Here is a 14,405-nt window from a genome sequence, read left to right as displayed (position 1 = left end):
AGGTGGCCCTAGTGCGGACCGGAGAGCGGGTACAGGTACATCCCGTCGCAGGCGCCGAGGGCGTTGCCGTCGGTGGCGATCCACATGTTGCCCTCGTGGTCGAAGGCGATGTTGTCGGGGCAGGAGATCGGCGAGACGTCGGACCGGTCGTACCCGTTGAAGTAGGTCGTCGGGTCGTTCGGGTCGCCGGCGATGAGGACGATCTTCCAGGTGAAGGTGGTCGTCGTGTCGTCGCCGCGGGACGGGACGAGCTCGACGATGTGCCCGTGCTTGTTGTTGGCGCGCGGGTTGGCCTCGTCGATCTGGCTCGGCTGGCGGCTCGTGTTGTTGGTGCACACGACGTACGTGCGGCCGTTGACGAGGTTGGGCTCGACGTCCTCGGGGCGGTCCATCTTCGTCGGGCCGACCTTGTCCGCGGCAAGCCGCGTCCAGATGAGCACCTCGGCGACGCTCATGCCGGCCACGTACGACGTGTCGTCCACGACGAGCGGCAGCCAGTAGCCGGTGCCGTCGCTGATGCCGTCCTCGAACCCGTCGCCGGTGAACTTCGCGACGTAGAGGTCGCCGGAGGACAGCAGTGAGAGGTTGTTGGCCCGGGCCTTGCGGGAGTCGCCCTTCTGGTACTTCCCGCGGGAGACGAACTTGTAGAGGTAGTCGAAGCGCTCGTCGTCACCCATGTAGGCGACGACCCGCCCGTCGGGCGCGACGGTCACGTTGGCGCCCTCGTGCTTCAGGCGACCCATCGCGGTGTGCTTGACGGGCGTCGAGGAGGCGTCGGACGGGTCGAGCTCGACGACCCAGCCGAACCGGTTGACCTCGTTGGGCTCCTGCGTGGCGTCGAACCGCCGGTCGGCGCGCTCCCAGCCCCGGCCCTTGGACCCGGTCAGCCCGTAGCGCTTGTAGGCGTCGGCCTGGTCGGCCGGTGCCGTGGGTGCGGCGAAGTAGCCGTTGAAGTTCTCCTCACCGGACAGGACCGTCCCCCACGGGGTGACGCCGCCGGAGCAGTTGGCGAAGGTGCCGAGCACGCGGCGGCCGGTGGAGTCCGCCGAGGTCCGCAGCAGCGGGTGGCCGGCGGCAGGACCGTCGAGCCGGAACGGCGTGGTCGCGGTGACGCGGCGGTTGACGCGGTCGATGCGGACGTGGCGCCACTGGTCGCGGGCGTTGCGACGGCGCAGCGCGACGACCGACATGCCGTGGGCGGCCATGCTGATCCGCAGCTGCTCGGTGGTCAGGCCCGCCGAACCGGTGTAGCCACGGAACATCAGCTCGTCGTTGGTGTACTCGTTGTTGCAGACCAGGGTTCCGCGGTTCGCGTCGCGGCCGGGGATGAGCACCGTGTAGTCGTTGTTGTAGCCGAACTGGCCCTCCTGGGCCCTGGCGCTCTGCTTGTCGAAGTCGAACTCGGGTGCGCCCGAGATGATCGGGTCGCCCCAGCTGATGATGGTCGACCACTCGAACCCCTGCGGGACGACGACCTTGTCGGTGCCGGCCGGCTGGGGCTGGATCGGCGTGAAGCCGAACGGTGACTTCGAGCCCCGGGCCCCTCCCTTCGCGCCGCCGGCGGGGGTGCCGGACGGGGCGGCAGCCGCCGCGCCGGTCCCGGCGAACGCACCGAGGCCGACGACGGCAGCGGCGAGGCCACCGCCCTTGAGGACACCACGGCGCGAGGCCAGCGAGGAGACGAGGTCGCCGAAGTAGGAGTTGTCGCTGGTGTTGGGGACGGGCTTGCTGCACGCGTCGTCACACTTGAAGTGGCAGGTCATGGCAGACCTGCCCCCCTGGTGGGTGCGCAGCAGGGGCAGCAGCGGGCGGTGCGTGGGCGCAGGCGATGGTGCGGACATCGGTTCCTCCGTAGGGAGCGTGGGCGCCCGCTTCCGGGTGAGCCGGGCCGCCTCGCCCACGCTAGGAACCGGGGCTGGAGCCCGGGCGGCGGCTGGATGAACGCTGGGTGATCTGCGGTGAACAGCGGGTATGGCGCTAGTAGGGTCGTCGTGTGACCCTGCACCGGGACGTCGATCCCGCCGTCGACCCGGACGACCCTGCGCGCACGGGTGCGGTCGAGCCGCTCGAGACCGCTGCCCCCGCGCCGCCGCGGTCCTGGGACGTCGCCACGGTCGGTCTTCCCGCGCCCCTGGCCGTGGTCGACCTCGACGCCTTCGACGCCAACGCCGAGGACCTGGTCCGGCGGGCGAACGGGGTGCCCATCCGGGTCGCCTCCAAGTCGGTGCGCTGCCGCCCCCTCCTGCGGCGGGCGCTCGCGCGTCCCGGCTTCTCCGGGGTGATGGCGTACTCCGTCCGCGAGGCCTCCTGGCTGGTCGACTCCGGTTTCGAGGACGTCTACGTCGCCTACCCCAGCGTCGACGTCCTGGCCCTGTCGGAGCTGGCCCTCGACGGGTTGGCCGCCAGCCAGGTGACGGTGACCGTGGACAGCCTCGACCACGTCCGGATGCTCGCCGCCCTCACCCGACCGCACGGGCTGCGGGTCGCCGTCGACGTCGACTCGTCGCTGCGGGTCGGCCCGGTCCACATCGGGGTCAGGCGCTCGCCGGTGCGCAGCCCCGAGGACGCGGTCGCGGTGGCCCGCGCCGCCAGCGACGCCGGGTTGTCGGTCGTGGGCCTGATGTTCTACGACGCGCAGATCGCCGGGCTGCCCGACACCTCACCCGCGGTCCGCTTCGTCAAGGCGCGGTCGGCCGCCTCGCTGGTCGATCGCCGCCGCGCCGTCGTGCGGGCGGTCCGGGACGTCGCCGACCTCGAGTTCGTCAACGGCGGCGGCACGGGCTCGGTCCACCTCACCGCCCTCGACCCCGTCGTCACCGAGGTCGCTGCCGGGTCTGGGCTCTACGGCCCGACCCTGTTCGACGGGTACGACGCCTTCAGCCCGAGACCTGCGGCGGCCTTCGCCCTGGCCGTCACCCGGCGCCCGGGACCGGGGTTCGTCACCGTGTCCGGGGGCGGGTACATCGCGTCGGGGCCGCCCGGGTGGGAGCGGCTGCCGGCACTGTTCGGTGGACGCGACCTGCGGATGGTTCGGCGCGAGGGGGCGGGCGAGGTGCAGACCCCGTTGCAGGGCAAGGGCGCTCGCGACCTGCAGATCGGGGACCGCGTGTGGTTCCGCCACGCGAAGGCCGGCGAGCTGTGCGAACGCTTCAACGCGCTCCACCTCGTCAGCGGCACCGACCTCGTCGAGACGGTGCCGACGTACCGGGGTGAAGGACGCAACTTCGGATGAGCTCGCCGACCGCCCACACCTGGACCAACTGGGGTGGCAACCAGACCTGCCGTCCTGCCGAGGTCGCGGTACCCCGCGACGTGGACGAGCTCAGGGCCACGCTCGCGCGGTCCCACGCCCGCGGCATACCGGTCAAGGCGGTCGGGTCGGGACACTCGTTCACCCCGGTCGCCGCGACGGACGGGGTGCAGGTGCGCCTCGACCACCTCACCGGCATCACCTCGGTGGACCCGGCCGCCCGCCGGGTCACGGTGGCGGCGGGGACGCCGTTGCACGTGCTCAACCCGGCGCTCCAGGTCCTCGGGCTCGCCCTGCCGAACCTCGGTGACATCGACCAGCAGACCATCGGCGGCGCGATCGCCACCGGCACCCACGGGTCCGGGCTGCACCGCCAGGGGATCGCGGCGGCCGTGTCCGGGCTGACGATCGCGCTGGCCGACGGCGGGCTGCTGCGCTGCTCGGCCGACACCGAGCCCGACGTGTTCGGGGCGGCCCGCGTCGGCCTCGGCGCGCTCGGGGTGGTCACCGAGGTGGAGCTGCAGTGCGTCCCCGCGTTCCGGATCCACGCTCGCGAGTTCAGCGCCGACCTCACGGAGGTGCTGGCCACCGTCGCCGCCGACGTCGAGCGGCACGACCACGTCGACATGCACTGGTTCCCCCACACGACGCGGGTGCTGGTCAAGCACAACGACGACGTCGGCCCCGACCACGCCGGGCGCGCCCTGCCGCCGTGGCGCGCGAGGCTCGACGACGACCTGCTGGCCAACGACTTCTTCGAGGTGGTCAACCGGGCCAGCACCCGGTGGCCGCGCATCGTCCCCCGGCTCGCCCAGCTGACGGCCAGGACGCTGTCGGCGCGCGAGTTCACCGATGACTCGTGGAAGGTGTTCTGCTCGCCGCGGCGGGTCCGCTTCCGCGAGATGGAGTACGCCGTGCCGCTCGGCTCCGTCGGTCCGGTGGTCACCGCGCTGCGCTCCTGGATCGACTCCCACGACGTCTCGCTGCCGTTCCCCGTCGAGCTGCGGTTCACCGGGGCCGACGACGTCTGGTTCTCCACCGCCTACGAGCGGGACAACGCCTACGTCGCCGTCCACCAGTACCACCGGATGGACGACGGGGGAGTGTTCGCCGCCTTCGAGGCGATCGCGGCCGAGCACGCGGGACGCCCCCACTGGGGCAAGCTGCACACCCTCGGTGCCGAACGACTGCGCGAGCTCTACCCCAGGTTCGACGACTTCCGTATGGTGCGTGACCGCCTCGACCCGGACCGCACCTTCACCAGCGAGCACGTCCGCCACCTCCTGGGCGACTGACCCCCCTGGTTCCGAGCGCTCGGGGCCGGGTGTCCGCGGTGGTCGCTAGCCTGCCGGGGTGACGAGAGACGAGCCGCGGACCGGTGACGAGACGACCGTCCTGCTGGCGGCCTTGCAGAGCCACCGCGACGTCATGCTCTGGAAGCTCGACGGCCTCACCGACGAGCAGCAGCGCTGGTCGCCGGTTCCCAGTCGCACCAGCCTGGTCGGTCTGGTCAAGCACCTCGCCAACTCCGAGTACGGCTGGTTCTGCGAGACGTTCGGGCGACCGCACGAGCCTCTCACCGACATCTCCGAGGACATCGAGGCGGACATGCGGGCCGCGCCCGGGGAGACGACGCAGGAGATCGTCGACTTCTACCGGCGCTCGTGGACCGCGGCCGACGCCTCGGTCCGGGAGCTGGGGCTCGACGCGACGGGTACGTCCTACGCCGGCACCACCGTGAGCATGCGCTGGGTGCTGGTCCACATGATCGAGGACACCGTCCGGCACGCCGGGCACGCCGACATCATCCGGGAGATCGTCGACGGCGGCACCGGTCACCACCTCCCGCCTCGCTGACGCCCGTTGCCCCCCGTTGCCCCCCGTTGACCCTCCCCTCCATCGGGTTCGAGGTGTTCCGCGACCGGATCCTGGTAGCGGAACACCTCGAACCGCCGCAGGAGGTGGGAGGAGGGGAGGAACAGGGAAGGGGCTAGGAGCGCATCGCGACGCCCTCGCGCCAGTACCCCATGAACGCGACGCGCGACCTCTCGACCCCGAGCTCGGTGACCAACACGCGGCGCAGCGCCCGGACGCACCACGACTCGCCGGCGATCCACGCGTACGTGTCCTGCAGGTCCGGGCGTTCCCGCACAGGAGACGACCCGGCGTCGGGGACCGGGACGCCGAGGTCCTCGCCGGCCGAGGAGTAACGGGCCGTCTCCCACACCTCGACGTCGAGGGTGCTCGGCACGTCGGGCAGCGGGGCGTCGAGGTCGGTGGGAGGCAGCCCGAGGTGGGAGCGCACGGCGGCGACCAGGGTCCGGCCCTGGCGAGCACCGCCGCGCACCAACCACGTCACGTCCACCAGGTCGTGCTCGGGCAGCACAGGGATGTCGGCAGCGGTCGGCACCTCGACGAACGCGTGTCCCGTGAAGCCCGGGCCGACGTCCTCCAGGATGCGCGCGATCGCCGGGAGGGCCGTCTCGTCTCCGATGAGGAGCAGGTCGCGCAGGGCGCCCGGGTCGAACTCGGTGCCGCCGTACATGGGGGAGCGACGGTGCGGCCCGACGATGTGGACGAGGTCACCGGGTCGCGCGGTCAGCGCCCACCGGCAGGCGGGGCCGAGGGCCGACTCGTCGCCGGTGGCAGCCTCATGGACGACGAAGTCCGTGACGAGACGGACCGCGTCGCCGCCCGTCGTGATCTCGCGGATCGTGTACGTGCGCATGGGCGAACGCTCCGCCTCGGGCATGGCGCGCCACGACTCCTGCCACTGCTCGGGGGTGGACGTCGACCCGGGCAGCAGCCCGGTCGGTCCCGGGAAGACCACCTTGAACCGTGTGTCGAACCCGTCCGCCGTGCTGAGGTCGACGAGCCCGGGCCCACCGAACGTGACGCGCACGAAGGACGGACTGATCCGTTCGATCGCCTCGACGAGCACGGGCGTGACCAGCGTGGTCGGGGCAGGCCGGGTCTGGGTCGTGGCCGTGGCCGAGGTCACCGGGTGCCTCCACCGGGGGTGGAACGGGGCGTGTGCACCTGCGGTCGGTGACGACCGACGGGCACCACCATGGGGGTGTGCGCCACCGGGTCGGGCACCACGCGGCACCGCATGCCGAAGACCCGGAGCACCGACTCCTCGGTGATGACCTCCGCGGGAGGGCCCGAGGCGACGACCGTGCCGTCGAGCAGGGCGACGACGTGGTCGGCGTACCGGGCGGCGAGGTTGAGCTCGTGCAGGACCATGACGACGGTGGTCCCCCGGGTGGCGTTGAGCTCGGCGAGCAGGTCGAGCACGTCGACCTGGTGGGCGACGTCGAGGTACGTCGTGGGTTCGTCGAGCAGGAGCAGGTCGGTCTCCTGCGCCAGGGCCATCGCGATCCAGACCCGTTGGCGCTGGCCGCCGGACAGCTCGTCGACGACGCGGTCGGCCAGGTCGAGGGTGTGCGTGGCCTCCAGCGCCCGGGCGACCGCGAGCTCGTCGTCGGCCGACCATCGTTGGAACCGCCCGTGGTGGGGCGTGCGGCCGCGACCGACCAGGTCGACCACCGTCACGCCCTCCGGGCAGACGGGGTTCTGCGGGAGCAGGCCCAGCCGCCGCGCGACCTCACGGGTGGGCATCGCGTGGATCGACGCCCCGTCGAGCACGACCTGGCCCGACGAGGGCGTGAGCAGCCGCGCCATACCTCGCAGGAGGGTGGACTTGCCACAGGCGTTGGCGCCGACGACGACGGTGATCTTCCCGTCGGGGATCGCGGTCGAGACGTGGTCGACCACGACCCGGTCGCGGTAGCCCAGGGTGACGTCCTCGGCGCGCAGCCGGCTCCCGGTCGCAGCCGAGGGGTCTGCGGAGTCGGTGGCGTCGGCGACGGTGGGTTCGTGGGAGGTGACGACGGTCATGAGGTGCTCCTGGAGGTTCGGCCGGTGGCGAGCAGCCACAGGAGGAAGGGCGCACCGAGGGCGCCGGTGACGACGCCCACGGGCAGGTTGGTGTCGGCGACGAGGTAGGCGCCGACGTGGTCGGCACCCGTGACGAGGGCGGCCCCGGTGAGGGCGGCCGCGAGCAGCGATGTGCGGCCGGCGTTGAGCGCCCGGGCGATCGGCCCGGCGAGGAACCCGGCGAACGAGACCGGACCCGCCGCGGCGACCGCGACACCGACCAGCAGCACCGCGAGGCCGAGCAACAGGTCCGTCCGCCGGGGGGAGGAGCCCAGGGCGGTGGCCGTGTCGGGGCCGAGCTCGGTGAGCCGCAACGACCTCGAGCACCAGGCGACGAGGGGCAGCAGCACGGCCAGGGTGGCGCCCAGCTGCCCGATGAGCGTCCAGTCGGCGGGGGCGAGGCTGCCCGTCAGCCAGACCAGGGCCGTCTGGGCGTCGTAGATGTCGGCGCGGGTGAAGAGGTACTGGACCACGGCGGACAGGAAGGCCGCGGACCCCACCCCGACGAGGACGAGCCGGTATCCCGCGTGGTCGCCGGCGACGAGCCGGATCACCGCACACACCGCGAGGGCGCCGACGACGGCGAACCCCGAGACGGCGGGCCCGGACAACCCCAGTGTGACGATCGCGAAGACCGCCGCAGCGCTCGCGCCCATGCTCACGCCGATCACCTCGGGGCTCGCGAGGGGGTTGCGCAACGTGGTCTGGAAGATCGCCCCGCCGAGCCCGAAGGCGGCGCCGACGAGCACGCCCAGGGTGGCCCGGGGCAGGGTCGAGTCGAGCACGATGAAGGTGGCCCCCGGGATCTGTGCGCCGGCGAGGATCCGCACGAAGTCGGCGACGGTGACCGTGAAGTCGCCGAGGAGCACCCGGACGAGGAACGTGCCCACGGTCAGGGCCGCCAGCCCCGCCACCACGAGGCGGCGACGACGGGTCGTGTGCCGTCGCGCGCCCCGGACGACGAGCGCAGCGGCGCTCACAGCGAACCCATCCGGCCACGGCGCACCAGCACGAGGAACACCGGCACCCCGACGACGGCGGTCATGATGCCGACCTGCACCTCGGTGGGGGGAAGCACGACGCGTCCGGCGGTGTCGGCGAGGACGACCAGCGTGGCGCCGAGGGCGAGGCTGGTGGGCAGGACCCGGCCGTAGTCGGCACCCACGAGGATCCGCGCGAGGTGCGGACCGAGCAGGCCCACGAACGCGACCGGTCCGGCGAGCGCGGTCGAACCACCGCACAGCAGGACGATGGCGAGTCCGGCGACGACCCGGTCCAGACCGGCCCGGCGACCCAGGCCGCGGGCGAGGTCGTCGCCGAGCGCGAGGACGTTGAGCAACCGGCCCCCCACCAGGGCCAGGACGGCACCGACGGCCAGGAAGGGGAGCACGGGCCACACGACGTCCAGGGCCCGCCCGCCCACCGTGCCGACCTGCCAGAAGCGGAAGGTGTCGAGGGTCTGCCGGTCGGTGAGCAGCAGGGCGGTGGTCCAGCTGGACAGCCCGGCGGTGAGCGCGGCCCCGGCCACCGCGAGCTTCACCGGGGTGGCGCCGCCGTGGCCGAGCCCGGCGATCGCGTGGACCGTGACCGCCGCGACGGCCGCCCCGAGGAACGCGAACCCTAGGTACCCGCCCAGCCCCGTGACCCCGAGGACGGAGATCGCCAGCACCATCGCGAGCGCGGCTCCGGCGTTGACACCGAGCAGTCCGGGATCGGCCAGCGGGTTGCGGGTCAGCCCCTGCATGGTCGCCCCGGCGAGCCCGAGGGCACCCCCGGCGAGGAGCCCGACGACGGTGCGGGCGAGGCGGGCGGCGACGACCGCCTGGTCGGCGTTCGCGGGGTCGTGGGCCGTCAGGGCCGCCCACACCTCGTGCACCGGTATGGCGCGGGAGCCCACCGTGAGCGACAGGGCCGCCCCCACGGCGACCATGGCCACGAGGGCAGTGGTCGCCGTGGCTGGACGTCGACGACGGGTCGTCGGTGTCACCAGCGTGGTCATCGTCAGGCGGCGCGGTCGACCGCGGCGGCGACGAGCGGGACGAACTTCTCCATCGCCCACGGGATGGCCAGCGGTGAGGGCGCCGAGAGGCCGAGCGAGTCGGTCTTGTCGGACGCGTCGACCCAGCCACCGGACGCGAAGGCCGGGATCTGCCGCAGCAGCGGGTCCTTCAGGTACTTCTCCATCTCGCCGGCGCCCTCGGTGTAGGTGACGAACACGTCGGCGTCGAGGGTGGCGGCCTGTTCGGACGAGATCGTCCTGAAGAACTCCGTGCTGCCCTTGCTGAGCCGCTCGACCACCGGGGCGTTCACCATGCCGAGGTCGACGAGCAGCCGCGGCCGGTTGTCCAGCGGCGTGTAGTAGCTGATGGACGAGGTGTCGGTGGGGGTCAGCGAGCCGAAGATGAAGGTCTTGCCCCGAGTCTGCGGGTACTTCGTCGCTGCGGCGGCGATCGACGCCTCGGTCTGTTGCGCGAGGGTCGCGGCCTGCGAGGTGCGGCCGAGGGCCTTGGCCACCAGGTCGAGCGAGGTCTGCCACGAGGTGCCCCAAGCGGCTCCCGGGTAGGCGACCACGGGGGCGATCTTCGACAGCTTCGCGTACTCCTCCTTCGTGATCCCGGAGTTCGTCGCGAGGATCAGGTCGGGGGCCAGCTTGGCGATCTCCTCGACGGGCGCGCCGTCGGCGTCGCTGTACCGCGTGGGTTGTGCCGCGCCCACCTCGGCGAGCTTCGCGTCATACCAAGGGGTCGAGCCCTGGGCGTTGCCACCCCACGTGATCTTCACGGCCCCCACGGGGGCCACGCCGAGGGCGAGCGCGAAGTCCTGGTCGGACCAGCCGAGGGTGGCCACGCGCGTGGGCGCCTTCTCGATGGTCGTCGACCCGTGGACGTGGTTGATGGTGACGGGGAACGCGTTCGGGTCCGCGCCGGCGGAGGTGGGAGCGGCCGTGTCGGTGGAGCCGGTGCTGCACGCAGCGACGGAGAGGGCGAGGAGAGCCCCTGCGGAGGCGGCCACGAGGCGAAGTGGTCTCATGTTAGGGGAGCCTAACCTTACCTACCGCGATTAACGCAAGCCGGGTATGCCGTTAATCGCCTCCGCTCGTCGGCCCCGCCGCGCCCTACGGTGCGAGCTGCGCGACGGGGGCGCGCGAGCGCCCGGGGAGATGGCGCAGCGAGTCCACGGTGAGCACGGCGAGAGCCACCCACACGATCGCGAACCCGATCCACCGGCTCGTCGACATGTGTTCGTGCAGGAGCAGCACGCCGCACAGCAGCTGGAGCACCGGGGTGATGAACTGCAGCAGCCCGATCGTCACCAACGGCACCCGGCGGGCGGCTCCGGCGAACAGCAGCAGCGGCAGGGCGGTCGCGGCACCGGCAGCCACGAGCAGCGCGGTGTGGAACGCCCCCTCGGTGGTGAACGTGGTCTCGCCCCGCACGGTGAGGACCACAAGCATGACCGCCGCGACGGGAGCGAGGACCGCGGTCTCGGCGGTGAGCGAGTGCATCGCCTGGAGGGAGACGCCCACCTTCTTCTTGACCAGGCCGTAGAGCCCGAACGACATTGCCAGGGTGATCGCGATGACGGGCACCGAACCGGCGGCGACGGACAGGTAGACGAACGCGAGGGCGCCGATGGCGACGGCCACCCACTGCAACGGGCGCAGCCGCTCCCGCAGGACGAACACCCCGAGGGCCACGGTGACGATGGGGTTGAGGAAGTAGCCCAGTGCCGCCTCGGTGGTGCGCCCACCCAGCACCGCTGCGACGTACACGACCCAGTTGACGGCGATGAGAAGGGCGGCCACGGTGACGCCCATGCCGAGGCGTGGCCGCTGCCACAGCTGGCGCGCCCACGCGAGGTCGCGGCGCAGGAGCAGGATGACGGCGCAGAGCAGCAGCGTCCAGAGGATCCGGTGCGCGAGGATCTCCCACGCCCCGGCGGGTTTCAGCGCGGCGAAGTAGAGCGGGAAGACCCCCCAGATGCCGTAGGCGAGGAGTCCCTGGAGCGACCCGCGACGGGTCTCCTCGTGGCCGGTCAGGGGAGCCGGGCCGCCGGCGCTCAGGCCACGGTCCAGGTGTCGCGTCCGTGGATCAGCGCATCGAGGTCCTCGTCGGTGGCCGGGCCACCGCCGGTGTCGACAGCGGCGTCGACCTGAGCACGCACGAGGTCGTCGTAGGTCGGGCGGACGACGTTGCGGAAGATCCCCATCGGCACGTGCGTCATCTGCGGGGAGTCCAGCCGCGACAGCGCGAAGGCCTGCGTCGGGTCGCCCGCGGTCGCGTCGTGGACGACGACCTCTCGCTCGCCGACCTCGGAGGCGGGCACGAACTCCATCGCACCGCCGGCCGCGCGCACGAGCACCTGTCGGTCGTCCTCCGGGCCGACCTGCACGCGCTCGCCGTCGGTGAGGTGCACGATCCGCGCCTCCTGCTGGCTGCGGTCCTTGATGAGGTCGAACGCGCCGTCGTTGAAGATCGGGCAGTTCTGGTAGATCTCCACCAGCGAGGTCCCGCGGTGCGCGGCGGCGGCCTTGAGGATGCCGGTGAGGTGCTTGCGGTCGGAGTCCATGGTGCGCGCGACGAAGGTCGCCTCGGCACCCAGTGCCAGCGAGACCGGGTTGAACGGGTGGTCCACCGAACCCATCGGCGTCGACTTCGTGACCTTGCCGACCTCGGAGGTGGGTGAGTACTGGCCCTTGGTCAGGCCGTAGATCTGGTTGTTGAACAACAGGATCGTCATGTTCACGTTGCGGCGCAGCGCGTGGATCAGGTGGTTGCCGCCGATCGACAGGGCGTCACCGTCACCGGTGACGACCCAGACCGACAGGTCCGCGCGACTGGTCGCGAGGCCGGTCGCGATCGCCGGCGCACGCCCGTGGATCGAGTGCATGCCGTAGGTGTCGAGGTAGTAGGGGAACCGCGACGAGCAGCCGATGCCCGAGACGAAGACGATGTTCTCGCGCTTGAGGCCGAGCTCGGGCAGGAAGCCCTGGACCGACGCGAGGATGGCGTAGTCGCCGCAGCCGGGGCACCAGCGCACCTCCTGGTCGGAGGTGAACTCCTTCTTCGTCTGGGGCGTCGCGTCCTCGCCGAGTCGCGGGACCCCGGCGGTGCCGTGGGGGACGCCGAGCGACGGCATCCCGAGTTCGGTGCTCATGCGGGGCCTCCGTGGCTGGTGACGGTCTCGTGGGCGGTGTCGGCGTTCGGGTCGCCGTCCGTGCCGAGGCCGACGATGGCGTCGGCGAGCTCGACCGTGGTGAACGGCAGTCCGCGCACCTGGGTGAACGAGTGCACGTCGACGAGGTACTTGGCCCGCAGCAGCATCGCGAGCTGGCCCATGTTCATCTCGGGGACGAGCACCCGGTCGTAGCGACGCAGGACCTCACCGGTGTTGGCGGGGAACGGGTTCAGGTGGCGCAGGTGAGCCCGGGCGACCTTCGCACCGGTGTTGCGCACGCTGCGCACCGCCGCGGCGATCGGGCCGTAGGTCGATCCCCAGCCGAGGACGAGGACCGACGCCTCGCCGCTCGGGTCGTCGACCTCGAGGTCCCCGATGGTGTCGGCGATCCGCTCGATCTTGCCCGCGCGCAACCGGGTCATCAGGTCGTGGTTGTCGGGGTCGTAGGAGATGTTGCCGGTGACGTCGGCCTTCTCGATGCCGCCGATGCGGTGCTCCAGTCCAGCCGTGCCGGGGACCGCCCACGGGCGGGCCAGGGTGGCCGGGTCGCGCAGGAACGGGTGGAAGACCGGCTCACCCTTCTCGTCGGTGGCGTTCGGCTCGGAGGCGAACTCGACGGTGAGGTCGGGCAGCTCGGCGACCTTCGGGAGCGACCACGGCTCGGAGCCGTTGGCGAGGTAGCCGTCGGAGAGGATGAACACAGGGGTCCGGTAGGCCGTGGCGATCCGGACCGCCTCGATGGCCGCGTCGAAGCAGTCTGCCGGCGACTGCGGCGCGATGATCGGCACCGGCGACTCGCCGTTGCGGCCGAACATCGCCTGCAGCAGGTCGGACTGCTCGGTCTTGGTGGGCAGGCCGGTCGAGGGCCCTCCGCGCTGGACGTCGACGATGACGAGCGGGAGCTCGAGGGAGACGGCGAGGCCGATGGTCTCGGACTTCAGGGCGACACCCGGGCCGGAGGTCGTCGTCACGCCGATCGCACCGCCGAAGGAGGCCCCCAGTGCCGCACCGATCCCGGCGATCTCGTCCTCGGCCTGCAGCGTGGTCACGCCGTACCGCTTGAGCCCCGAGAGCGTGTGCAGGATGTCGGAGGCAGGGGTGATCGGGTACGACCCGAGCAGCAGCGGCACCTTCGCGCGGTGGGAGGCGGTCACGAGGCCGTAGGCCAGCGCGACGTTCCCGGTGATGTTCCGGTAGGTGCCCGCCGCCATCGGCGCAGGGGCGATCTCGTAGGAGACCGCGAAGTCCTCGGTCGTCTCGCCGTAGTTGACGCCGGCCTTGAGGGCGGCGAGGTTGGCGGCGAGGATGTCGGGCTTCGCGCCGAACTTCTTCGTCAGGAAGTTCTCGGTGCCGCTGGTGGGACGGTGGTACATCCAGGACAGCAGCCCGAGCGCGAACATGTTCTTCGCCCGCTCCTTGTCCTTGCGGGACAGGCTGTCGAACTCGGCCAGCGCCTCGACGGTGATCGAGGTCAGTGCCACCGGGTGCAGGTGCCACGAGTCGAGCGAGCCGTCCTCGAGCGGGTTGGTCGTGTAGCCGACCTTGCCGAGGTTGCGCTTGGAGAACTCGTCGGTGTTGGCGATGATCGTCGCCCCGCGCGGCAGGTCGCGCAGGTTGGCCTTGAGGGCCGCCGGGTTCATCGCGACGAGGACGTCGGGGGCGTCGCCGGGGGTGAGCACGTCGTGGTCGGCGAAGTGCAGCTGGAAGCTCGAGACCCCCGGGAGGGTCCCCTGGGGCGCCCGGATCTCGGCGGGGAAGTTGGGCAGCGTGGACAGGTCGTTGCCCAGGGCGGCGGTCTCGGACGTGAAGCGGTCACCGGTCAGCTGCATGCCGTCGCCGGAGTCCCCGGCGAAGCGGATGACGACGCGGTCCAGCTTCTGGACGGTCTTGCTGCTCATGCGGTCCTGACGGTCGTGGACGAACAGTTCTGGAGACTGTCGCCGCGGCGCGTCCGGTGCCGCTGGGCTCACGGACGACGCTGAGCGCAGCCTGTGAATCCATCGTACGTCCGGTCAGGTAAGGGCAACCTGCCCACCCT

Annotated in this window: 12 protein-coding genes; 3 read left to right on the top strand and 9 right to left on the bottom strand. The window is 71.9% G+C overall.

Going from position 1 to position 14,405, the window contains the following annotated elements:
• Positions 1 to 8: 8 nt before the first annotated feature.
• Positions 9 to 1,841: a PhoX family protein gene (locus tag ACYVKF_RS06430; protein WP_460965667.1), complete on the bottom strand. Its 1,833-nt coding sequence runs from the start codon at positions 1,839 to 1,841 to the stop codon at positions 9 to 11.
• A gap of 152 nt (positions 1,842 to 1,993) precedes the next feature.
• On the opposite strand from ACYVKF_RS06430, the gene ACYVKF_RS06425 reads away from it, so the two are divergent.
• The 3 genes from ACYVKF_RS06425 to ACYVKF_RS06415 are packed head-to-tail and all read left to right on the top strand — an operon-like array spanning position 1,994 to position 5,107.
• Entirely contained in the window at positions 1,994 to 3,232 is a 1,239-nt protein-coding gene (locus ACYVKF_RS06425; protein ID WP_369796266.1) for an alanine racemase, read from the top strand.
• Positions 3,229 to 4,545, top strand: a complete 1,317-nt coding sequence (locus ACYVKF_RS06420; protein ID WP_460965665.1) for a D-arabinono-1,4-lactone oxidase — start codon at positions 3,229 to 3,231, stop codon at positions 4,543 to 4,545. Before ACYVKF_RS06425 ends, ACYVKF_RS06420 begins: the two co-directional genes overlap by 4 nt.
• 58 nt (positions 4,546 to 4,603) lie before the next feature.
• Positions 4,604 to 5,107 (top strand): DinB family protein, encoded by a 504-nt coding sequence (locus ACYVKF_RS06415; RefSeq protein ID WP_460965663.1) that lies wholly within the window; start codon positions 4,604 to 4,606, stop codon positions 5,105 to 5,107.
• 133 nt (positions 5,108 to 5,240) lie between these two features.
• Here the strand turns inward: ACYVKF_RS06415 and ACYVKF_RS06410 are convergent, their stop codons facing one another.
• The 8 genes from ACYVKF_RS06410 to ACYVKF_RS06375 form a co-directional block, all read right to left on the bottom strand.
• Positions 5,241 to 6,251, bottom strand: a complete 1,011-nt coding sequence (locus tag ACYVKF_RS06410) for a siderophore-interacting protein (RefSeq protein WP_460965661.1) — start codon at positions 6,249 to 6,251, stop codon at positions 5,241 to 5,243.
• The gene (locus ACYVKF_RS06405) at positions 6,248 to 7,150 is read right to left on the bottom strand and encodes an ABC transporter ATP-binding protein (protein ID WP_460965659.1); all 903 of its coding nucleotides are present in this window, start codon (positions 7,148 to 7,150) and stop codon (positions 6,248 to 6,250) included. Before ACYVKF_RS06405 ends, ACYVKF_RS06410 begins: the two co-directional genes overlap by 4 nt.
• Positions 7,147 to 8,169, bottom strand: a complete 1,023-nt coding sequence (locus ACYVKF_RS06400; protein WP_056920506.1) for a FecCD family ABC transporter permease — start codon at positions 8,167 to 8,169, stop codon at positions 7,147 to 7,149. The genes ACYVKF_RS06405 and ACYVKF_RS06400 overlap by 4 nt, the downstream gene beginning before the upstream one ends.
• Entirely contained in the window at positions 8,166 to 9,188 is a 1,023-nt protein-coding gene (locus ACYVKF_RS06395) for a FecCD family ABC transporter permease (RefSeq protein WP_460965657.1), read from the bottom strand. Before ACYVKF_RS06395 ends, ACYVKF_RS06400 begins: the two co-directional genes overlap by 4 nt.
• A gap of 2 nt (positions 9,189 to 9,190) precedes the next feature.
• The gene (locus ACYVKF_RS06390) at positions 9,191 to 10,219 is read right to left on the bottom strand and encodes an iron-siderophore ABC transporter substrate-binding protein (RefSeq protein ID WP_460965655.1); all 1,029 of its coding nucleotides are present in this window, start codon (positions 10,217 to 10,219) and stop codon (positions 9,191 to 9,193) included.
• A gap of 85 nt (positions 10,220 to 10,304) precedes the next feature.
• Positions 10,305 to 11,171 (bottom strand): EamA family transporter RarD, encoded by an 867-nt coding sequence (rarD, locus tag ACYVKF_RS06385; RefSeq protein ID WP_460966898.1) that lies wholly within the window; start codon positions 11,169 to 11,171, stop codon positions 10,305 to 10,307.
• Positions 11,172 to 11,248: 77 nt separating this feature from the next.
• Positions 11,249 to 12,346 (bottom strand): 2-oxoacid:ferredoxin oxidoreductase subunit beta, encoded by a 1,098-nt coding sequence (locus ACYVKF_RS06380; RefSeq protein ID WP_056915549.1) that lies wholly within the window; start codon positions 12,344 to 12,346, stop codon positions 11,249 to 11,251.
• On the bottom strand, positions 12,343 to 14,265 hold the full coding sequence (locus ACYVKF_RS06375; protein ID WP_460965652.1) for a 2-oxoacid:acceptor oxidoreductase subunit alpha: 1,923 nt from the start codon (positions 14,263 to 14,265) through the stop codon (positions 12,343 to 12,345). The genes ACYVKF_RS06380 and ACYVKF_RS06375 overlap by 4 nt, the downstream gene beginning before the upstream one ends.
• Between the last annotated feature and the right edge of the window lie 140 nt (positions 14,266 to 14,405).

Source organism: Pedococcus soli (assembly GCF_054782575.1).
The sequence above is the reverse complement of the archived record's forward strand: the minus strand, read 5'-3'. Positions and strand labels throughout refer to the sequence as shown.

What these genes read in the sequence shown, in the direction of transcription:
- ACYVKF_RS06430 (WP_460965667.1), bottom strand. Translation starts at nt 1,841, where the DNA reads ATGTCCGCACCATCGCCTGCGCCCACGCACCGCCCGCTGCTGCCCCTG.
- ACYVKF_RS06420 (WP_460965665.1), top strand. Translation starts at nt 3,229, where the DNA reads ATGAGCTCGCCGACCGCCCACACCTGGACCAACTGGGGTGGCAACCAG.
- ACYVKF_RS06405 (WP_460965659.1), bottom strand. Translation starts at nt 7,150, where the DNA reads ATGACCGTCGTCACCTCCCACGAACCCACCGTCGCCGACGCCACCGAC.
- ACYVKF_RS06395 (WP_460965657.1), bottom strand. Translation starts at nt 9,188, where the DNA reads ATGACCACGCTGGTGACACCGACGACCCGTCGTCGACGTCCAGCCACG.
- ACYVKF_RS06390 (WP_460965655.1), bottom strand. Translation starts at nt 10,219, where the DNA reads ATGAGACCACTTCGCCTCGTGGCCGCCTCCGCAGGGGCTCTCCTCGCC.
- ACYVKF_RS06380 (WP_056915549.1), bottom strand. Translation starts at nt 12,346, where the DNA reads ATGAGCACCGAACTCGGGATGCCGTCGCTCGGCGTCCCCCACGGCACC.
- ACYVKF_RS06375 (WP_460965652.1), bottom strand. Translation starts at nt 14,265, where the DNA reads ATGAGCAGCAAGACCGTCCAGAAGCTGGACCGCGTCGTCATCCGCTTC.